The organism is Lentzea aerocolonigenes (assembly GCF_000955955.1).
In the GTDB taxonomy this organism is placed as follows: domain Bacteria; phylum Actinomycetota; class Actinomycetes; order Mycobacteriales; family Pseudonocardiaceae; genus Lentzea; species Lentzea aerocolonigenes_A.
Genome location: NZ_JYJG01000052.1, coordinates 13435 through 34235, shown reverse-complemented (window position 1 = coordinate 34235; position 20801 = coordinate 13435). Strand labels below are relative to the sequence as shown.

Sequence of the window (20801 nt, the reverse complement as noted above, 5' to 3'; positions counted from 1 at the left end):
GAAGGTTCCCTTCATCGATCTCGGCGTGTAGTTCCGGTATTGGTTTAGATCTTTCGGCCGTACCGGACAGAGCTCCGGTTTCGGTGAGATCCGTTGGAAGGACCCGATTCACCACACCCCTGCGGGTGAACGGGTCCTCCGACGGAGGAACTCATGCGAAGGGTCTACCTCGTCGCGGCCACCCTGCTGACGGCCGCGACGACATTCACTCCTGTCTCCAACGCAGCCCCTGCCGCGATCACCGAGACCGTGTACGTCGAGTCCACAATGGACAGCGACGCGGACGGCAAGCTGGACCGGATCGCCGCGGACGTGATGCGTCCGGACTCCACGGCGAAGGTGCCGATCGTCATGGAGGCCAGCCCCTACTACGGACTGGGCACCTTCGCGGCGAAGGCGATGGACGTGCCGCGTGGCTTCAGCCGGTGGTACGACGAGTACTTCGTGCCGCGCGGGTACGCGGTGGTCGAGATGGAGATGCAAGGCACCTCCCGGTCGACCGGCTGCCCGACCACCGGCGGCCCCGAGGACACCGCGAGCGTCAAAGCCGTCGTCGACTGGCTGAACGGCCGGGCGAAGGCGTTCTACGCCGACGACAGGCCGGCCACCGCCAGTTGGAGCACGGGCAACGTGGGCATGCTGGGCGTGTCCTACAACGGAACCCTGCCCAACGCGGCCGCCGCGGCGAACATCCCCGGCGTCAAGACGATCGTGCCGATCGCCGCGATCTCCAGCTGGTACGAGTACTCGCGCGACCAGGGCATCGCCTACCGCGGCGCGCACTCGAAGGACTACCCGACCTACCTCGCCAACTACGTGATCAGCTCCGCGCAGAAGGCGAAGTGCAAGCCGGTTCTCGACAAGCTGGCGGCCGAGGACGGCGACGAGACCTTCGACTACACGTCGTTCTGGAAGGCCCGCGACTACCGGCAGACCGCGCAGAACGTGACGGCGTCGGTGTTCGCCGTGCACGGCCAGGCGGACTGGAACGTCAAGCCGTCGCAGTTCGGCCGCTGGTGGCAGCAGCTCGCGGACCGGGGCGTGCCGCGCAAGATCTGGCTGCACCGCGGCGGGCACCTCGACCCGATCTCGTTCCGCCAGGCCGAGTGGCAGCGCGTGATGGGCCTGTGGATGGACCACTGGCTCAAGGGCGTGCAGAACGGGATCATGAACGAGCCCATGGCCGACTTCCAGAAGCCTGACGGCACCTGGGAGCAGGACGCTTCCTGGCCGCGGCCGAACACCAAGGACACCACGCTGTACTTCGGTCCGGCGGCCGGTGGCATGTCGGGTTCGCTGACCACCGCTCCTGGTACCGGCACGCAACGCTTGGGGGACAACGCGAACCTCAGCGAGACGCAGATGATGGCCAATCCGGAGACGGCGGATCCGCGCAGGCTGGTCTACGTGACGCCACCGCTCACGCAGGCCGCGCGGGTGTCCGGCGAAGTCCGGCTCACGGCACGGGTGGCGTCGAACCGGGCGTCCACACCGTTGACCGCGCTGCTGGTGGACTACGGCCCGGGCACCCAGGCGGTGATGACGGACCGGTCGCCGATCCAGCTCTCCACCGAGACCTGCACGCGGGCGGACCTGCGTGACCGCACCGGATGCGCGCGCCCGCCGGACGTCTCGGTGCAGGCGGTCACCGCGACCATGCTGACCCGCGGCTCCATCGACGCCAAGAACCGCGCGTCACTGGAGACCTCGACCCCGTTGCCCACCAACGGGACGACCGTGGACGTCAGCTGGCGGCTGCACGCTCGGGACGCGCTGATCCCGGCCGGGCACCGCATCGGCATCGTGATCGTCACGAACCACAGCGGTTACGTCGCAACGGACACCGGGGCTGCCGGTATCGCGTTGAACGTGTCGCTCGGTGTCAGCAATGTCGTGCTGCCGATCGTCGGCGGCGCGGTGATCACCGGCTAGAACTGGCCGTGTCTTCCGGCGCCGCCCGCGAACCTGGCGGCGCCGGAAGCGCCTTCCCGTTGCACGACCGGAACTCCGGCCGCGCCTTCCGCCCGCAACGCTTCCACCACCGGCAGATCGAGACCCGCGTAGGTCGACGCACGGTCCGTGAGCACGCATTCGAACGGGAACGCGGCGATCTGCTCAGCGAGTTCGAGAGCCACCCGCACGGCCTGGCCCGGTTCGACGACGCGGTTGGCCAGCCCCATCGCCAGTGCCTCGTCGGCGGCGACGGGCCGTCCGGTCAGAATCAGGTCCAGCGCCCGGCCCAGGCCCACGATCCGGGGCAACCGAACCGTGCCACCGTCGATCAACGGCACTCCCCAGCGCCGGCAGAACACGCCGAACACCGCGTCGCTCTCGACCACCCGCAAATCGGCGAGCAGCGCCAGTTCCAGCCCACCCGCGACCGCATGACCGCTCACGGCCGCGATCAACGGCTTGCTCAGGTGCAACCGGGACGGCCCCATCGGCCCCGCTCCGCCACCGGCTGGGTCGAGTTCGTTGCGGCGCGCGGGATCGCCGACCGAGGTCAGGTCCGCGCCCGCGCAGAACGTGCCGCCCGCACCGGCGAGCACTGCCACGCGCTGGCTGTCGTCCGCCTCGAACGCCAGGAACGCGTCCAGCAGCTCGGCGGCCATCGGCCCGTCGACCGCGTTGCGCCGGTCCGGCCGGTTCATCCAGATCACCGTGGTGGTGCCGGTGATCTCGACCCGCACGTCGTTCATGACTCCTCCGCGAGGGCGTCGAGTTGTCCCTGCACCCGTTCGGCGTCGTTGCCCTTGTCCTGCTGCCGGTACAGCTCCAGCGCCTCCAGCCACACCGAACGGGCCTGGTCGCGCTGACCGAGCGCGAGGTGGGACTGGCCGAGCCGGTCGAGGGTGTGCGCGGCCTCGACGGAGTTGCCCTCGGCCTCGTACAGCACGAGCGACCGCCGGTAGTGGTCGACGGCCTGATCGTGGTTGCCCGACAGGTGCTCGACGTATCCGAGACTGTCCAAAGTGGTGGCTTCGCCGCTCGGGTTGTGGTGCAGCCGGTGCAGGGCGAGGGCTTCGAGGCAGTGTTCGCGGGCGGTGTCGTGGTCGCCGAGGCTGGCGGCGGTCCAGCCCACCGTGTTCAGCGAACGGGCGATCCGCAGCGGATCGCCGAGAGCGCGGTGGAGGTCCAGGGTGTGCCGGGCGTGGTGCAGGGCCTCGCGGTCGTCCCCGCGCATCGTCGACGTCCAGGCGAGGGAATGGCGGGTGTGCGCCTGCTGGGTGAGGTCGTCGTGGTGTTCCGCCAGGGCCAGCGCCTGTTTCAGGTGGCGCACGGCCTCCTCGTGCTCGCCCAGCAGGGCGTGGGCGGTTCCGAGGCTGCGCAGGGTGCGGCAGTGGTCGGCCGGATCGGAGAGGTGGCCGGCGCTGTCCGCCGCGACCCGCCACACGGCGACTTCGGCGTGGCGGTGGCCTCCGCGGTAGTGGTAGGTCGCGAGCGACCACGCCAGCTGCCACACCACGTCGTGGCGGCCGCGGTCGGCAGCGGTGTGCTGGGCGGCCATCAGGCAGGTGTGCTCGGCGGCCACCCAGGCCAGCGGGTCCGTCAGCGGATGCGGGGTTCCCTGCGAGGTGAGCTGGATCGGCGGGCGCAACGGGTTGAGCAGCCGGTCGGCGGTGTAGGCCGTGTGCAGGTAGAAGTCGACGACCCGGTCCAGCGCCGCGTCGCGCAGGTCGCTGGGGGCCTTGGAGGCGGCGTAGCTGCGGATCAGGTCGTGCATCGAGTACCGGCCGTCCGCGCCGCGGTCCAGCAGTGACGCTTCCTGCAGCGCGCGCAGCGCCCGTGCGGCACGGGCTGGTGTGAGCCCGGTGAGGCTCGCGGCGGCGGGCAGGCCGATGTCCGGGCCGGGCGCGATTCCCAGCAACCCGAACACTTCCTGCTGCTGGGCCGTCAGCGCCTGGTACGACGTGGCCAGCACGACGGGCAGGCTCGCGGCCGGATCGTCGTCGTCCAGCGCGTCGACGCCGAAGTCGCGCACCTCGTCGGCGAGTTCGCCGAGGCGCAGGTGCGGCTGGGTCGCCGCGCGTCCGGCCAGGATGCCCAGTGCCAGCGGGAAGCGGCGGCAGTAGCCCAGCAGTGCGGTGACCGCGTCCGGTTCGGCGGCGAGCCTGGCCGCGCCGAGCCGTTGTTCCAGCAACGCGCGGGCTTCGTCGTCGGACAGCAGGTTGAGGTCGAGATGGCGGGCGCCGTGGCGGGTGACGAGGCCCGTCAGCACCCGGCGACTGGTGACGACCACGGTGCACTGCCCGGCGCCGGGCAGCAGCGGCACGACCTGGTCGGCGGTGGCGGCGTTGTCCAGCACGATCAGCATCCGCCGCTCGGCGGCCAGGCTGCGGAACAACGCCGACCTCGCCTCGGTGGCGGCCGGGGTCTTGTCGTCCTCGACTCCCAGCGCGTCGAGGAACCCGCGCAGCACGGTGCCGGGCTCGAGCGGTGACGAGTCGGGGGAGAACCCGCGCAGGTCCGCGAACAGCTGTCCGTCGGGGAAGAGGTCGGTGCCCCGCGGTCCCACCAGCGGCGTCGAGCCGGTCCAGCTCCTCGCGGCGGCCGACGAACGGGACCGGCGCGGCGGGCAGCTGGCGGGGCACGAGCCGGACCACGCGGGCGTCGTCGGCGAGCAGCCGCCTGTGCAGGTCGCGCAGCGAGGCACCGGGTTCGGTGCCGAGCTCCTCGACCAGCCGCTCGCGGACCAGCCGGTAGTGGTCCAGCGCGTCGGCGGTGCGGCCGGCCTGGTGCAGCGCCAGCAGGAACTGGCTCTGCACCCGTTCGTCCAACGGGTGTTCGGCGGCGCGGGCGGACAGCTCGACGACCAGCTGACCGCCGTGGCCGAGCCGGAGCCGCGCGTCGACCAGGTCGTGCCGGACCGCCAGGCGTTCCAGCTCCAGCTGTGCGCGTTCGGCTTCTGCCCACTCGCCGGTGAGCCCCGCCAGCGGCTCCGCCTGCCACAGCTCCAGCGCCTCGGTCAGCAGCTTCGCGGCGTCGTCCGGAACCGCCCGTGCGCGTGCGCAGAGATCGCGGAACAGCAGGAGATCGATCGCGTCGCCCAGCAACGCGTAGCCGCCGGACCGGTGCTCGACGGTCAGGCCCTCGACGCCGGCCAGCGCCAGCCGCAGCCGGGAGATGTAGCTGTGCAGCGTGGAACGTTGCGGCGCGTCCGCACCCCACACGCGGTCGAGCAGCCGGTCTGCCGGCACGACCCGGCCCGCGTCGACCGCCAGCGCGGCCGCCAGGCAACGCTGTTTGGGATGCCCCAGATCGACCGGCACCCCGTCCGCGAGCGCGGCCACTTCCCCGAGTAGACGCAGCAGTTTCTTCACCCTCTCCCGTCCCGCGCCCAGCCTATCGACCTCGCGGCCGCCCGCCGGGCGATGGAATGAGGGAGCAGCGGGAGAATCCGGAATGCGCTCGCTTCGCGGATCTTCGGAAACCGCCGACGGGGAGAGAGTGTGGAGCGTCGGATTCCGGAAGAGCTCCGCGAGGTGCTGTCGGATCCGGAGCAGTGCCGGGTGCTCGTGCCACGCCACGCTCGTGGCCGCTGCTCGGCACGGCACGGCGTTGCTGGACGGCGATGTCACCCGGGTTGGCGGGGCTGGAGGAGAGCTACGGCGATCCGTGGGCGGCCGGTCGCGGGTGGACTTGGCCCGTATCGCGCCGTGGGCCGGCACGCGATCCCGCGTCGGATGTCGCCGCGCACCAGGTGGACGGTCCGCGGCTGGTGCTGTGTACTGCACGCATGGCCATCGTCTCTCCCGGCTTCACCCGGCGGCGTCAGTCACCGGACGTGCAGCTGCCGCCCGGTCAGTACCTCACCGAGGACTTCCCGGTCCTCACCGCGGGCCCGACGCCGCGCGTGCCGACCGACCGCTGGGAGTTCACGGTCGGCACCGAGGCCGGGCAGAAGCACACGTGGTCGTGGCAGCAGCTGATCGAGCTGCCGGCCGAGAAGATCACCACGGACATCCACTGCGTCACCAAGTGGTCCAAGCTGCGCACCCGCTGGAAGGGCGTCTCGCTGGACGTCCTGCTGGAGGACGTCGAGACGGCCGCGGACTTCGCGTTGATCCACTCGTACGGCGGCTACACGACCAACCTGCCGCTGGAGGACCTCCTCGACGGCCAGGCGTGGATCGCGTACCGCTACGACGATGACGACCTGACGCCCGAGCACGGCGGCCCGGCCCGGTTGCTGGTGCCGCACCTGTACTTCTGGAAGTCGGCGAAGTGGGTCCGCGGGATCCAGTTGCTGCTGGAGGACGAGCCCGGTTTCTGGGAGACCGCCGGCTACCACGACTACGGAGACCCATGGCGCGAGCAGCGGTACCAGGGCGACTGACCTGGCGGGTGGCCTCGCTGGCGGCCGCCTCCGACCTGACGAAGAGCGCACGGTCGCTGGTGTTCGACGTGCCTGACTGGCCGGGACATCTGCCGGGCCAGCACGTCGACCTCCGGCTGACGGCCGAGGACGGTTACTCGGTGCAGCGCAGCTACTCGATCTCGTCGGCAGGAGACCGGGTCGAGCTGGCCGTGCAACGGGTCGAGGACGGCGAGGTGTCTCCGTACCTGTGCGACGTGCTCACGGTGGGTTCCCAGATCGAGCTGCGCGGACCGGTCGGCGGCTGGTTCGTCTGGCGTGCCTCGGATCTGTCGCCGGTGACGCTGGTAGCCGGCGGTTCCGGCATCGCACCGCTGATGGCGATGATCCGGGTGCGGGCCGCGGAGGGCAGCCGCGTGCCGTTCAAGCTGATCTACTCGGTGCGCACGTCCGACGACGTGATGTTCGCGGACGAGTTGCGGCAGCGTGCTCGCGACGACGGCGGGCTGGACGTGAAGATCGTCTACACCCGGCAAGCTCCGGAAGGTTCTCCGGAGCCGCCGGGCCGGCTGGGTGTGGCCACCATCAACACGCACGCCTGGCCGGCCGAGTTCAACCCCGGCGTGTTCGTGTGCGGGCCGACCGGGTTCGTCGAGACGGTGTCCGACATCTTCGTGGCGCTGGGCCATGATCCGCGTCGCGTCCGCACGGAACGCTTCGGCTGACAGGAGATCTCCGATGAGCCATGTCGACGGCAACTCGCTCGCGGGCGACCTGCGGGAGATCTTCGCGGTGGACCTGACGGTGGCGACCGGGCAGTGCGCGGGCTGCGGTTACAAAGGTTCCGTGGCGACGTTGCGGGTCTATCAGAACGCGCCGGGGATCGTGGCCCGGTGCCCGCACTGCGAAGAAGTCGTGTTGCGGCTGGTGCGCGGACGCGACAGGGCGTGGCTGGACCTGCGCGGCACGGTGAGCCTGGAGATCCCGCTGGAGTCCTGACGATCGTCACGGCCTGGGCAGCAACACCGCTTCGCCGTCGGTCCAGCTCTCGACGCTGACCCGGTCGACGAGGCGGGGAGTCCCGGCCAGGTCGTGCTCGATGTGCGCGCTGCCGACGAGGAGCGCGTCCCAGCTTCGCGGGTCGAGGCCGGCGTCGACCAGCCGGGCGGTGAACCAGGGCCAGTCCAGCTTCTCACCGCCTTCCCGCACCTGCGCGAGGCGCTCGTCGGTGATGTGGCTGGTGATCCGGTCCCAGGCGGCGCCGAGATCCAGGTCGTGCGGCTCGGACTCGGCGTACAGGGTCTTGATGTGGGCCGCGACGTCGTCGGCGGCCGGTGTGGCCATCGCCGCGTAGAGCTCACGCGTGCGTGGGCCGAGCAGGAGAGCGGTCTCCCGGACGACGTCGACGGGCTCGTCCGGCGTGTGCACCAGCACGACCAGGCAGGTCGGTGCGCCGAGAACCGTGCGCAGGTGGCGTTCCGTGCGCAGAGCCGGGTCCGAGCGGCCCTTGAGATCGGACAGGCGCAGGCTCGCGGGCAGCACCGGGTCCGGGGTGGTGTCCCTGAGCAGCACCAGCAGCGAGTCGCCCTGGCCGCACACCTCGTCGGCGATGTGCCGGCTGGCGGGTGTGGAGATGTTGGACTGGTAGCGCCAGATGCCGTGGGTCTGTTCGGCGCCGAAGTGGAACCGGATCGTGTGGACCGGCTCGAACCCCTGTTGCCGCACCAGATCGACGCAGCGCTCGGCCCGCCGCCCGGCGACGCAGTCCGGTTGGATCACGAGGACGGCGTGCTGCTGCAGGAACCTCGCCGCGTCGTCACCGAGCACGTGGTGGGCATCGTCCAACCCCGCCGCGAACCACTCGTCGTCCGCGTAGACGCGCAGCTTCTCCCGGTCGGCGGTCAGTGCACGCCAACGATCGCCGCGCAGCAGCTCGTGGGTCAACCGTCGCTCCTCGTTTCGTGGGTGCGCTCTCATTCTGTCCGGTTTGACATGGCCGATACCTCCGATCGGAGGTAGTCCGGCGTCCCGGCCTTGTGCCTGGATAGATGGGAGCGCTCTTACAACGTTGTAAAAACGAAGGGGAACCTCGCCGATGAGAAAAGCCGCCCCCGTACTCGTCGCGCTGCTGCTGGCGTTGGGCGTCGCGCCCGGCACACCACCCGCGGGCGCCGCCGAGCCCGTGCACGGCCTGAAGGGCGAGTACTTCACCATGTCCGCGCCAGGTGCGCGGGATTTCGCGAACCTGGCCGGGACCGTGCTGGACGCCGAGGTCGACCATCCGGACCTGGCGTCGGTGTTCGGGTTCCTGGCCGGCCGCACCGAGCACACGACCGCGCGGTGGACCGGCAGCATCGCCGTGCCGAAGACCGGCGACTACACGTTCTACGCCATCGGGGACAACGGGTTCCGGCTGCTCGTGGACGGGAAACCCGTCATCGACCACTGGGTCGGGGACTGGGATCGCGAGCAGACCAGCGCACCGGTGACCCTCACCGCCGGACGGCAGTACGACTTCAAGCTGGAGATGTTCCAGGACACCGGTGGCGCCAACATGTTCCTGCGCTGGTCGGGCGCCGGAACACCGAAGCAGATCGTGCCGGAGTCCGCGTTCACGCCGCCCGCGGACTTCCGGGTCGTGCCGCGCACCGCCGCCGTTTCGGACGACGGGCGGGTGCTGACGGCGGAGTTCGACGGACGCGTCACGAACGTCGCCGACCTGAAGGCTCATCTGCGGATCGACGTGGACGCGACGCCGATGCCGGTCGACGTGATCAGCGTGCGCGGTAACCGGCTCACCGTCCGGTTGAGTGAGAGAGTGCTGAAGAGCCAACGGGTCCGGCTCTTCTACGACGGCGGGGGACAGCTCGCGGTGGACGGCACGAAGGTGGAGAAGACCGCGCGGACGGTCTCGAACTCGTCGAAGCAGCGGCTCAGGACGCCGTGGGGTGAAAAGCTGGATCCGCGCAACCCGTTGCCGGAGTACCCGAGGCCGCAGCTGGAACGCGACAAGTGGCTCAACCTCAACGGGCCGTGGGAGTTCGCGGGAGCCAAGGCGGGTGAGCAGCCCCGGTTCGGGAAGAAGCTCCCCGAGAAGATCATCGTGCCGTTCCCCGTCGAGTCGCAGCTCTCCGGGCTGGAACGGCACGAGGACCACATGTTCTACCGCCGCACGGTCTCCGTTCCACACGACTGGTCCGGGCAGCGGGTGAAGCTCAACTTCGGCGCGGTCGACTACCAGGCCAGGGTGTGGGTGAACGGCGAGCTGGTCGCCGAGCACACCGGCGGCTACACGGCGTTCAGCGCGGACATCACGCACGCGTTGAAGCGCGGTGAGCAGGAGATCGTCGTCGCGGTCACCGACACCACGGGCCCGCACCAGCCCAAGGGCAAGCAGTCGCCCAACCCCAGCGGCATCTTCTACACGCCGTCGTCGGGAATCTGGCAGACGGTGTGGCTGGAACCGGTGCCGGACAAGGGGATCGACGAGATCAAGACGACACCCGACCTCGCGACGAGCTCGCTGTCGCTGAACGTCAGGTCCGCCGGGAACGCCGCTGTCACGGCGGTCGCGCGCGACGCCAGGGGCAAGCAGGTCGGCTCGGTCACCGGGCCCGCGAACTCGAACCTCACGCTGCCGGTGCCGGACGCGCACCTGTGGACGCCAGACGACCCGTACCTCTACCAGCTCGACATCACGCTCGGCCGGGACAGGGTCAAGAGCTACTTCGGCATGCGGTCCACAGGCATCACGAACGTCGGCGGCACCCCGAAGCTGACCCTCAACGGAAAGCCGATCTTCAACCTGATGCAGCTGGACCAGGGTTTCTACCCGGACGGCCTGAACACCGCGCCGAGCGACGACGCGCTGGTCTTCGACCTGAAGGCGCAGAAGGACCTCGGCTTCAACGCGGTCCGCAAGCACATCAAGGCGGAACCAGCCCGCTGGTACTACCACGCGGACCGGCTCGGACTGCTGGTGTGGCAGGACTTCGTCTCCGTCGAGGACGGCAACGACGCAGGGGCGCAGCAGGCGTGGCTCAGCCAGGGCCGCGAGCTGATGGACCAGCTGCACAACTACCCGTCCGTCTACGCCTGGATCGTGTTCAACGAGGGATGGGGCGAGTGGGACCGCGCCGTCACCGGCCAGATCGCCGACCAGGTGAAGGCCGCCGACCCCAGCCGGATCGTCAACGCGCACAGCGGGGTGAACTGCTGTGCCTCCAAGGGGGACAGCGGCCGGGGCGACGTGATCGACCACCACGACTACAACAACACCGACCCGGCGCGTCCGGACGGCAAGCGCGTCGTGATGGACGGCGAGCACGGTGGCTTCACGCTGCGCACGCCTGGACACCAGTGGCCTGTTCCGCCGATCGCGATCTACAGCGGTGTGGCGGACAAGGCGGCGCTGACGGCGAAGTACGTCGACAACACCCGCACGTTCTACCTCGGCCAGGCGCGGCAGGAGCTGTCCGCGTCGGTCTACACGCAGGTCACCGACCTGGAAGGCGAGCTCAACGGCCTCTGGACCTACGACCGCAAGCGCATCAAGGTCGATCCCGGTCCGGTCCGCGAGATCAACCGGCGGGTGATCGAGGCGGGCGCTGATGCCGGCCAGCCGTACCCGTACGCCGGGCGCGGCGAGTGGAAGCTCGACGAGAACAAGGGGACGACGGCGAAGGACTCCAGTGGTGGCGGCAACTCGCTGACGCTGAGTCCGGCCGGTGCCACGTGGAAGAACGGCGCGCTGGAGTTCGCGAACGGCTCTGCCGACACGTACGGCCCGGTCATCGACACGACCGGCGACTACACGGTGTCCGCACGGGTGCGGCTCGACGAGCTGCCCGGCAACTACGCGACGGCCGTGAGCCAGGACGGCCGTGAGCAGGAGAACCCCTTCTACCTGCAGTACGGGCAGGGCGCGTTCGCGTTCAGCACGCCCGGCGGCAACCGGGCCCGGTACGAGATCACGCCGGAGCTCGGCCGCTGGTACCAGCTGAAGGGCGAGCGGGCCGGCAACGAGATCCGGCTCTACGTGGACGGAGCGCTGGTCGCGACCGCACCGGCCGGACCGGCGATCCCGAGCACCGGAGCGCTGGCCGTGGGGCGGGCCAAGTGGGGCGGGCAGAACGTCGACTTCTGGAGCGGAGCCATCGCGGACGTCGCTGTCACCTCTTGACGCCGGGACACGTTCTCCGCGTGTCCACCACCGCTGACCTGGGCCTGGCCGGGGAGCAAGCCTCCCCGGCCGGGTAATGTCCGTTCGATGGCGAAGATCGTCCGCATCGGCGTGTTCTACGACGGCACGTGGTTCGCGTACCTCAGCGACTTCTACGCGACCGCGCACCAGCGGGCCGCGCGGATCTCGCTGGACGGCCTGCACGACGCGCTGCGCTGGTTCGTCCGCACCGAGACCGGCAAGCCGCTCGACGACTGCGTGATCGCCGAGGCCCACTACGTTCGCGGGCGCATCGACACCCCGGCCGCGTCCTTCGACGCCGCGCTCGAGCACGCCGGCATCACCCGGCACGACCTGCCGCTGCACGGCGGCAAGGAGAAGGGGGTCGACGTCCAGCTCGCCCTGGAGGCGTGGGACAAGGCCACGACCGTGCCGTTGGACTGGGTGGTGCTGCTCACCGGCGACGCCGACTTCGCGCCGCTCGTCACGAGGCTGACGGCGAGAGGCGTGCACGTGGTCGTGCCGGTGGTCGACGTCAGAACGATCGTGAAGGCGCCCGCCTGGACCCCGCGCACCGCCGCGCCGCTGCGGGCCTCGGCTCCGTTCACGCCCGGCTTCGACGAGCTGTTCGCGCCGGCCGACCACGACGACTACCCGCTCAAGAACCCTTTCGTGCGGTCGTCGCAGGCGGTGGCGTCGCCGGTGGGCGCGCCGAGAGGAAGGCGCAAGGGCACGGTGTCGACGTGGCGGTCGGGGGAGTCGCACGGGTTCATCACCGACAGCCGCGGCGGGTCGTGGTTCGTGTCGCGCGACGAACTGCCGGAGGGGCTCACCCTCCTGCTCGCGGGGACGCCGGTGTCGTTCACCGGGTCACCTGTGCCGATGCCGGGCCGGAAGTATCCGAGAGCACAGCTCGTCCGGCTCGACGATCTCGGGCAGTGAAGAAACTGCCCGAAAGTGTGATCCGTCCCAATCTCCGGGTACTCGAACCGCAACGGCGCAGAAATCGACCTGGAGAACCTACGCTGCAGGTGTGGATCACCACGGGAGATGTGTCTTCTGCCAGATCATCGCTGGTGAGGCGGAGGCGAGTGTGGTGCACGCGGACGACACGGCGGTCGCGTTCATGGACCTGAACCCGGTGAACCCGGGACACGTGCTGGTCGTGCCGCGGGCGCACGCCGAAGGCCTGGAAGACCTGGACGAGGACACGAGCGCGCACGTCTGGCGCGTCGGGCACCGGATCTGCCGTGCGCTGCGGCGCTCTGACCTGCGGTGCGAGGGCGTGAACATGTTCCTCGCCGACGGTGAGGCGGCGTTCCAGGAGGTTTTCCACTTCCACCTGCACGTCTTCCCGCGCTTTCGGGGCGACGGCTTCCGCATCGACGCCGACTGGGCCGAGCGAGCCCGTGAGCTGCTCGACGAGGAGGCTTACGCCGTTCGGCAGGCCCTGTCGCAACCCCCTTCGTGATCTTCTGATAAACTCCACAAAGCCGGTTCCATTTGGAATCCGTTTGCACTGGCCCCGGTGCGATAGGTGTTGCAGTGGCGCACGCCGCACGGGTAGAGAGCGTGTTCATAGAGGGTGGATCCGGTTGTGAACGTATGGCTGGGACTATTCCGGCGAATTCCGCGACGTATCTTGTGGCCTGGCGTCATCGGCGCCGCGATGCTCACCGTCGGTGGGCTGGGCGCGGGCGCGATCGTCCGCAGGGACCCGCTGCTCAGCGGCACGGTGCTGAACGCGATCAGGTACGGCCACGGCCACGACCTCGCGTTCATGGTGCTGTTCGCCGGGCTCGGGCTCATGGTGCTGTCGTGGGTGCGGCTCGGCCGCATGGTGATCACGGGTGACGCGGGCGGCCGCGTGGTGGCGATGGCCACCGCGGCGTGGACCACACCGCTGATCATCGCGCCGCCGCTGTACAGCCGGGATGTCTACAGCTACCTGGCGCAGGGCGCGGTGGCGTTGCGCGGGTTCGACCCGTACAGCAAGGGCGCGGCCGTGCTCGACCTGCCGCTGCGGGGCAACGTCGCGGGCCTCTGGCAGGAGACGCCGTCGCCGTACGGGCCGTTGTTCCTGTTGCTGGGCAAGGTCACCGTCTGGCTCACGGGTGACAACGTCATCCTCGGCGCCATCGTGATGCGGATCGCCGTGCTCGGCGGGCTCGCGATGCTCATCTGGGCGATTCCCCGCCTGGTCAAGCACCTGGGTGGCCGCGCGGGCGTCGCGATGTGGCTCACGGCCGCCAACCCGGTGGTGCTGGCGCTGGGCATCGGCGGCGTGCACAACGACATCCTGATGGTCGGCCTGATGGCCGTCGGTGTGGTGTTCGTGCTCGAAGGCATGCATCTGCGCGGGTTCGCCTTCATAGCCCTGGCCGTCGCGGTGAAGGCGACGGCACTCCTGGTCGCGCCCTTCCTCGTCTGGGTGTGGGCGGCGCGGCTGACCGGCTCGGCGCGGCACCGCTTCCTGGTGGCCGCGGGAGTGGGCGGCGCGGTGTTCGTGATCGTCTTCGGGGCCGCCAGCATGGTCGCGGGCGTCGGCCTCGGCTGGATCGGCGTGCTGAAGTCGCAGACGCCGCTGCTCACCTGGCTCTCGCTGCCCTGCGCGGCGGCGGAGATCCTCTTCTACTCGATCGGCACGCACATCCCCGGCTGGACCCGCGAGGGTTTCCTGGGCGTCTTCCGCGTCCTCGGCATGATCGCGCTCGCGTTCGTCCTCGTCCGGCAGTGGTGGCTCGCCAGGGAGGGCGGGGTGGACGCGATCAAGCGCGCGACCATCGCCCTGCTCGCCGCGTCGCTGCTCGCCCCGTCCGTGCTGCCCTGGTACCTCACCTGGGCGCTGGCGCTGGGCGCCGCGTTCGCGTGGAGCAACCGCGGCGCGGCCGTGCTGGGCGGCATCTCGGTGTGGATGGTGCTGATCACGCTGCCCGACGGCACGGTCGTCTGGCGCTGGACCTACGACAACATGAACCCCTGGGTGTGGTGGCCGTACCTCGCCGCCACCATGGCGGTCGGCGTGTGGGTCGCGAGGACGCTCCAGCAGCCGATGCCGGAACCGGAACCGGAACCGAAACCAGTGGCGACGACGTCGGAGCTGGTCGGAGGCACGGGTGCCTGAGCTCGAGAACCGGCTGCTCAGGCTCGCTCCGCTGATCCTGTGCGTGTCGCTCGGCATCTACGCGGTGATCCTCGGCAACCCCGCGAACTGGGGCATGATCGATCTCAAGGTGTACTGGAGCCTGTCTCCGAACGTCCTGAGCGACCAGCTCTACGACATCAACATGCCGTTCACGGCGGACTTCCCGCTGCCGTTCACCTACCCGCCGTTCGCGGCGCTGACGTTCCTGCCGCTGTCCGCGCTGCCGTGGATCGTCACGCGGATCGTGTGGCAGGTGCTGTCGCTGTTCTGCCTGTGGTGGCTCGTGCGGACGGCGCTGAAGCTGCTGGCCGCCAAGGCCGGGCAGGACTACGACGTGAAGTGGCAGCGCCGGGCGTTGCTGTGGACCGCGGTGTCGCTGTGGTTCGAGCCGGTGCGCAAGACCCTCGACTTCGGGCAGATCAACCTGCCGCTCGTCGCCGGGGTGTTCGCGGCGATGGTCGCGACGCGCCAGATCACGGCCGGCCTCGGGGTCGGCGCCGGCATCGGGCTGAAGCTGACGCCGGGCATCTCCGTCCTGTACTTCCTGGCGACCCGCAAGTGGACCGCGGCGGTGTGGTCGGGCATCGGCTTCGCGATCACCGTGGCGCTCGGCTTCCTGGTGTCCGCCAAGGACTCGTGGCGCTACTGGTTCGAGCTGCTCGGCGCGGCCGACAGGGTCGGGCCGGTCGGGTCGGCGATCAACCAGTCGCTGCGCGGCGCGTTGTCCCGCACGTTCGGCTACGACGTCAAGATGGGCTGGCCCTGGCTGCTGGCCGTCGCGGTGTCCGCGGTGCTGACGTTCTTCGCCCTGCGTGCCGCGGTCAAGGCGGAGGACACGCTCGCCTCGGTCGTGATCGTGCAGATGTTCGGTCTGCTCGTGTCGCCGATCTCGTGGAGCCACCACTGGCTGTGGGTCATCCCGGCCGTGCTCTGGATGGTCTACGGAGTGGAGCACCGCGCTCGAAAGTGGCTCGCGGTGGCGTGGGTGGTCGTCGTGGCCTCGGACATCATCACGTTCCTGATCGTCATGCAACCGTCCATCTGGGAGATCCCGAGGCCGTGGCCGCTCGCGCTGCTCGGCTGGGTCTACCCGGCGCTCGGGCTGGCCACTCTCGCCGTGGCGCCCACGCTGCTGAAGACGGAAGAACGCACCGAGGTGGCGCTGTGAAGTTCGAAAGGCGCCTGCTCGCACTGGCGCCCTGGATCCTCCTGCTCTCGATCGCGGTGCGCGTCGTCGTCATCGTGACCGGCTTCGGCAACGAGACGCTCGACCTGCGCGTGTACTGGGTGCTCGCGCCGCACGTGCTCGAAGGCGACCTGTACCAGGTGTTCTCGCCGTTCTCGCCGCCCGACTTCCCGCTGCCGTTCACCTACCCGCCGTTCGGCGCGCTGGTGTTCCTGCCGATGACGTGGATGTTTTGGGGCCTCGCGCAGTGGACCTGGCGCCTGATCTCGTTGCTGTGCCTGTACTGGATCGTGCGGGTGACGCTGCGGCTCGTCGCGGGCGAGTCCTGGACGGTGGACGCCAGGCTGTGGCGGCGCTGGTCGATCCTGTGGACCGCGGTGCTGCTCTGGATGATGCCGGTCTTCCACACGTTCCAGTTCGGCCAGATCAACCTGGTGCTGGCCGGCATCATGCTGGCCGCGATGGTGGCTCGCAGCGACAAGCTCGCCGGTGCCGGCATCGGTTTCACGGCCGGTGTGAAGCTCGTCCCGGCGATCTCGGGGCTGTACTTCCTCGCCACGAAGCGGTGGGCGGCCGCGGTGTGGTCGTTCGTGGCGTTCGCCGTGAGCGTCGGCCTCGGCTTCCTGGTGGACTTCGACCAGTCGAAGACGTACTGGTTCGAACTGCTCGGTGCCGCTGACCGGGTCGGCCCGATCGCGACCGCGCACAACCAGTCGCTGCGCGGGGCGTTGTCCCGGACGCTCGGCTACGACGTCGGCATGTCCTGGCCGTGGATCATCGCGGCGGTCATCTCGGTGATCCTCGCCCTCATCGCACTGCGGGCGGCGGTGAAGGCGAGCGATGCGCTGATCGGTGTGCTGACGGTGCAGTTCCTCGGGCTGTTGCTCTCGCCGATCTCGTGGGACCACCACTGGGTGTGGGTGGCGCCGCTGCTGATCTGGCTGGTGCACGCGAAGATCGCTCCGTGGGCGCGGAACACGTTGCTGGTGCTGTGGGTGCCGGTCATGTTCTTCGACCTCATCTCGTTCCAGCTGGACTTCCAGCCGACGATCTGGACGATCAGCCGCCCTGGCTGGCTGTCCGCCCTGGGCTGGGCCTACCCGGCGTTCGCGCTGGTCACCCTCGTGGTGATCGCGGTCGTGCTGCGCGGCTCTCGCTCGACGGAGGAGAAGAACACCGCTGAGCCGATCAGCGCCATCGGGTAGACGAGGTAACCGAACCGGCTGGCCGGCATCAGCAGGATCGCCGCGCCCATCCCGACGACCACCCGCCAGAACGCGTCGGCGACGGTGACCGGGCGGCGCACGAACAGCCACGCCACCACGGCGAGGCCTGCCACGACCAGCAACGCGAGTGCGGCGACGTGCCCGGCGGGACCCAGTTCGGTGAGCAGGTGGCCGGGGAACGGGCTCGACGCCGGTGAGCTGACCTGCGCGCCACCGGTCGGGAAGCGGATCGCGTGCTCGACGAAGGCACCCGGATCGACGAGCAACACCGGTACGTTGATTCCGGCGAGCACGGCGGCGAACACCGCGATGTGCTTGCGCGCCAACATGAACACGACGAGCACGACGATCGCGGGCAGTGCGATCAGCTTGATGCTGACGACCGCGGCCGCCACCACGGCGGCCCAGCCGTGCCTGCGGGTGATCACGAGCGTCGCGGTCAGGACGATCAGCGCGAGCACCGCTGCGTCCTCGCCTGACGTGGTCGTGGTCAGCATCGTCAACGGGCTCACCGCAGCGAGCTGCGCGGCCGGCACGGGGATGCGCGGCCAGTTCAGCGACCGCAGGCTCAGCAGGATGGCTCCCACCGCGACCAGGGCGAACATGATCCGGGCGTCGGTGAGCGGTGAGTCGCCGAACAACGCCCTGGGCAGGCCGAACACGGTCATCAGAGGGCCGTACGGGGTGTAGTCGTTCACGTCCGGTGCCCTGCCGAGCGCCGTCACGTCCACGTACGGAGTGCCGTGGGCGAGCAGCAGACGGGCGGAGCGTTCGATCACCCACACGTCCGGCTGCGCGCTCCACGTCCACGGCGTCGCGGTGAAGTCCTCGGCGGCGGCGTTGCGGTGGAAGACCAGCACTGCGAGCGGAGCGACGGCCCCGCCGCCCAGTGCGAGCCAGAGGGCCAACCGGTCGTTGAACGCCGAGAAGGCAGCCGCCGCGAGGAATGCCACGGCGGCGAACGCGCCCCACACGTGGTAGCCGTAGAACTCCGATGACAGCGTGGTCGCGAGGGCGAACCCCGCGAAACCAAGATACAGCAACATCTCCTGACCCGCGCCTCTCGTCGAACTGTCCGATGTGGACGAGAGTGCTGGTCGGAAGGGGTGTGTCAGATCGGCTTGCAGGCCGTGAACCGCTGGCCCATCAGGTAGCGAAGCTGGTGTGCATCAACCGTTCGGCCGAGGTCAACCGGACACCACGTGCGCGCGGAACGCCCAGGCGACGACCTCCACCCGGTTGCGCGCGCTGATCTTGGTCTGCACCGACGCGAGGTAGGACTTGATCGACGACACGGAGAGGTGCAGCTCGGCGGCGATCTCGCCGTTGCTCAGCCCGCGTGAGACGAGCCGCACGACGTCGAGCTCGCGGTCGGTCAGCAGGCCCGCGTCGGCGTCCGGCAACTGAGGAGCGCTGCGGCCGAGCACGCGCAGCACCACGGAGGGGGAGACGAGCACGTCCCCACGAGCGGCTGAGCGGACGGCTTCGGCCAGCAGCGCCGGGCTCGCGTCCTTGGTGAGGAACCCGTACGCGCCGTGGTCCAGCGCCTTGTGCAGCACCTCGTCCGTGTCGAACGTGGTGACGACGACGATGCGGGTGTGGGGCGCGAGCTGACGGGTGACCTCCAGGCCGTCCAGTCCGGGCATCCGCACGTCGACCAGGCACACGTCCGGGTTCAGCGCGCGGGCTCGTTCGACCGCGCTGATGCCGTCCGCGACGTCCGCGACCACGGTGATGTCCTGGTGCGCCTCGAGAATGAGCCGGAAACCCGTCCGGACCATCTCCTGGTCCTCGGCGATCAGCACGGAGATCACGCGCGCACCGCCAGCGGCAGCTCGGCCGTCACGAGCCAGCCGTCACCGGTGGCGCCGGCGAAGAACCGGCCGCCCAGTTCACTCACCCGTTCCTTCATCCCGATCAGCCCGAAACCACCGGAGTGCGCGGGCCTCGCGGTGCCGTTGTCCACAACGGACAGCAGTACGGCGGTCGCGGTCAGTCGCACGTCCACTTCCACGCTGGTGGCGTCGTGGGCGTGCTTGCGGGTGTTCGTCAACGCTTCCTGCACCAGCCTCAGCACCGATCGTCCCAGTTCCGGTCGTACGTCCGACGGCAGCTCGATGGTCGTGCGCACCGGTAGTCCCGACTTCTCGACGAGCGCTTTGAGATCCGAGGAGAGATCGCTCGTCCCCGGCGTCGCCTCGGCGTCGCGCAACGCCCGCACCATCGCGCGCATCGCCCCCAACGCGTCCGTGCCGCCGGTCACGATGCCGGGCAACATCCCGCACGCCGCGTCTTTGTCCCCTTCGGACACCACGGTCGCGGCCTGCGCCTGCACCAGCATCCCGGTGACGTGGTGGGCGACGACGTCGTGCAGCTCCCGCGCCATGTCGAGCCGTTCCTCCCGGCGCACGCGCTCCTCCTCGGCGGCCGCCAGCTGAGCCTGCGTCCGGTCGCGCACCCGGAGGAGGTATCCCACCGCGACCGCGGCGACCGTTCCGAGCACGACGCTCGGGACCGCGGTGGGAAGCTCGTACTGGACCGTGCGGACGTAAGTGGAGAACACGCACACGGCGAACAGAGCCGATGTGCAGATCGTGGCGATGACCGGGGTCGCCGTCCACACCAGCACCACGACCAGCACCAGCCCGGCCACCGCCTCGGAGACGGTCAGCGGCGCCTGGTCGTACCGCATCGGCTCGGCGAGCCCGCCGTAGGTGTCGCCGGCTGCCTTCCACGGGAACGCGGCCAGGATCGTGATGCCGAGGATTCCCGCACACGCGCACGCCGTCGCGATCAAGTGGTGATGTGCGAACACTGCCGCCGCGACGACGACCGCCATCAGTGCGAGCACCGTCCAGTGCTCGCCGTGGGCCCAGGGCTGCGGCGCGTACACGACCTGGACGCCGAACACGGCGATGACCAGTGCGGCGACGATCCAGTGACGGCGATAGCCAGACATGATCGCGATCGTAGGAGGAACGGGTGGGGCCCGCTCTCCACCTTCCGGCCGAGGGGACTGTCCAGTCGGCTAGGAGCGGAACCTCGCGGTGAGGTCGGCCGGCACACCGGTTTCGAGCACGACCAGCTCGTTGACGCCTGCCTTGAGCACCTCGCGGGGCACCTGCAGCGGCTGGGGCGTGCGGGACCAGTAGCGACCGAGATCATGCCCGTTCACCCACACCGCGCCGCAGCCCCATGCCGAGGTGTCGAGGGTGAGCTCTCCCGGCTCGTCGAGCACGAACGTGGCGCGGCGGAACACCGGCCCGCTCACCGGGACGTTGTCAGGCCGCACGGTGACCGGCTTGCCGAGGTGCAGCGGCATGACGTCCCAGCCGGTGACGGGCCTGCCGTCGAGGGTGACGTCCGCGAGGCCGGTGCCACCGCCGAGGTCCTCCACGAAGATCGTCAGCTCGCCGTTCGCGTCGCGCAGGGACAGCGCGTGGTCGTTGTGTTCGCGCAGCAGGACACCGACGGGCTGGCCGTCCAGGAACACCGACGTGCGGTCGCCGATCTCGCGAAACCGCAGCACAGCGGCGTGCGGAGCGGTGATCGTAGTGCGCAGCAACGTCATCCGGCCGTCGAGTGCGGGCGGATGCTCGTGGTGGCGCCAGGTGCCCCACTGCTCGGGCTTGTCGAGCAGCGGCACGGGGTCGCCCAGCGGCACGGAGAACGAGAGTGCTTCGAGCAGCACGGCTGGGACCTCCTCACCTTTCGGGAAACCAGAGGCTAACGGTACTCAACGTTTT

At 69.8% G+C, this 20801-nt stretch carries 17 protein-coding genes and 1 pseudogene; 10 read left to right on the top strand and 8 right to left on the bottom strand.

All coding sequences use genetic code 11. The features are described 5' to 3' along the window. Window positions 1–153: 153 nt before the first annotated feature. Entirely contained in the window at window positions 154–1932 is a 1779-nt protein-coding gene (locus UK23_RS09685; protein WP_052684518.1) for a CocE/NonD family hydrolase, read from the top strand. Here the strand turns inward: UK23_RS09685 and UK23_RS09680 are convergent. The 3 genes and pseudogenes from UK23_RS09680 to UK23_RS54790 all read right to left on the bottom strand — a co-directional run. Continuing rightward, window positions 1929–2699: a crotonase/enoyl-CoA hydratase family protein gene (locus tag UK23_RS09680; protein WP_045311068.1), complete on the bottom strand. Its 771-nt coding sequence runs from the start codon at window positions 2697–2699 to the stop codon at window positions 1929–1931. The two genes, UK23_RS09685 and UK23_RS09680, sit on opposite strands and share 4 nt — an antisense overlap. Next, complete coding sequence (locus UK23_RS09675) at window positions 2696–4516, bottom strand: tetratricopeptide repeat protein (protein WP_330770038.1); 1821 nt, start codon at window positions 4514–4516, stop codon at window positions 2696–2698. The genes UK23_RS09680 and UK23_RS09675 overlap by 4 nt, the downstream gene beginning before the upstream one ends. Before the next feature lie 163 nt (window positions 4517–4679). Then, a pseudogene (locus UK23_RS54790) lies at window positions 4680–5198 on the bottom strand (AfsR/SARP family transcriptional regulator); the annotation flags it as partial. Between the two features lie 539 nt (window positions 5199–5737). Between UK23_RS54790 and UK23_RS09670 the strand changes: the two are divergent. From UK23_RS09670 to UK23_RS09660, 3 genes are read left to right on the top strand one after another with little or no spacing between them, the layout of a single operon-like run. Beyond that, complete coding sequence (locus UK23_RS09670) at window positions 5738–6337, top strand: sulfite oxidase-like oxidoreductase (RefSeq protein WP_045311067.1); 600 nt, start codon at window positions 5738–5740, stop codon at window positions 6335–6337. Further along, on the top strand, window positions 6307–7041 hold the full coding sequence (locus UK23_RS09665) for a ferredoxin reductase (RefSeq protein ID WP_045311066.1): 735 nt from the start codon (window positions 6307–6309) through the stop codon (window positions 7039–7041). Before UK23_RS09670 ends, UK23_RS09665 begins: the two co-directional genes overlap by 31 nt. 13 nt (window positions 7042–7054) lie before the next feature. After that, window positions 7055–7315 (top strand): DUF6510 family protein, encoded by a 261-nt coding sequence (locus tag UK23_RS09660; protein ID WP_045311065.1) that lies wholly within the window; start codon window positions 7055–7057, stop codon window positions 7313–7315. A 6-nt stretch (window positions 7316–7321) separates the two neighbouring features. On the opposite strand, the gene UK23_RS48440 is transcribed toward UK23_RS09660, so the two are convergent. Beyond that, window positions 7322–8260, bottom strand: a complete 939-nt coding sequence (locus UK23_RS48440; RefSeq protein ID WP_052684517.1) for a hypothetical protein — start codon at window positions 8258–8260, stop codon at window positions 7322–7324. Window positions 8261–8411: 151 nt separating this feature from the next. On the opposite strand from UK23_RS48440, the gene UK23_RS09650 reads away from it, so the two are divergent. The 6 genes from UK23_RS09650 (at window position 8412) to UK23_RS09625 (ending at window position 17034) form a co-directional block, all read left to right on the top strand. Next, window positions 8412–11498 (top strand): glycoside hydrolase family 2, encoded by a 3087-nt coding sequence (locus UK23_RS09650; protein ID WP_052684516.1) that lies wholly within the window; start codon window positions 8412–8414, stop codon window positions 11496–11498. Between the two features lie 87 nt (window positions 11499–11585). Further along, on the top strand, window positions 11586–12440 hold the full coding sequence (locus UK23_RS09645; RefSeq protein WP_045311064.1) for an NYN domain-containing protein: 855 nt from the start codon (window positions 11586–11588) through the stop codon (window positions 12438–12440). A gap of 91 nt (window positions 12441–12531) precedes the next feature. Continuing rightward, window positions 12532–12969, top strand: coding sequence for an HIT family protein (locus tag UK23_RS09640; protein WP_045311063.1), 438 nt, complete (start codon window positions 12532–12534; stop codon window positions 12967–12969). Window positions 12970–13083: 114 nt separating this feature from the next. Next, entirely contained in the window at window positions 13084–14622 is a 1539-nt protein-coding gene (gene mptB, locus UK23_RS09635) for a polyprenol phosphomannose-dependent alpha 1,6 mannosyltransferase MptB (protein WP_330770035.1), read from the top strand. Beyond that, the gene (locus tag UK23_RS09630) at window positions 14615–15811 is read left to right on the top strand and encodes a glycosyltransferase 87 family protein (protein WP_052684514.1); all 1197 of its coding nucleotides are present in this window, start codon (window positions 14615–14617) and stop codon (window positions 15809–15811) included. Before mptB ends, UK23_RS09630 begins: the two co-directional genes overlap by 8 nt. Then, window positions 15808–17034 carry a glycosyltransferase 87 family protein gene (locus UK23_RS09625; protein WP_052684513.1) on the top strand — a complete coding sequence of 409 codons (1227 nt, stop codon included), beginning with the start codon at window positions 15808–15810 and terminating at the stop codon, window positions 17032–17034. Before UK23_RS09630 ends, UK23_RS09625 begins: the two co-directional genes overlap by 4 nt. Here the strand turns inward: UK23_RS09625 and UK23_RS49670 are convergent. The 4 genes from UK23_RS49670 to UK23_RS09605 all read right to left on the bottom strand — a co-directional run bounded on the left by UK23_RS49670 (window position 16926) and on the right by UK23_RS09605 (window position 20746). Next, the gene (locus UK23_RS49670; RefSeq protein ID WP_045311062.1) at window positions 16926–18101 is read right to left on the bottom strand and encodes a glycosyltransferase 87 family protein; all 1176 of its coding nucleotides are present in this window, start codon (window positions 18099–18101) and stop codon (window positions 16926–16928) included. The genes UK23_RS09625 and UK23_RS49670 overlap by 109 nt on opposite strands. Window positions 18102–18242: 141 nt before the next feature. Then, the gene (locus tag UK23_RS09615; protein ID WP_045311061.1) at window positions 18243–18869 is read right to left on the bottom strand and encodes a response regulator transcription factor; all 627 of its coding nucleotides are present in this window, start codon (window positions 18867–18869) and stop codon (window positions 18243–18245) included. Beyond that, the gene (locus tag UK23_RS09610) at window positions 18866–20014 is read right to left on the bottom strand and encodes a sensor histidine kinase (RefSeq protein WP_052684510.1); all 1149 of its coding nucleotides are present in this window, start codon (window positions 20012–20014) and stop codon (window positions 18866–18868) included. The genes UK23_RS09615 and UK23_RS09610 overlap by 4 nt, the downstream gene beginning before the upstream one ends. 69 nt (window positions 20015–20083) lie before the next feature. Next, window positions 20084–20746, bottom strand: a complete 663-nt coding sequence (locus tag UK23_RS09605) for a hypothetical protein (protein WP_052684509.1) — start codon at window positions 20744–20746, stop codon at window positions 20084–20086. Window positions 20747–20801 lie beyond the last annotated feature (55 nt).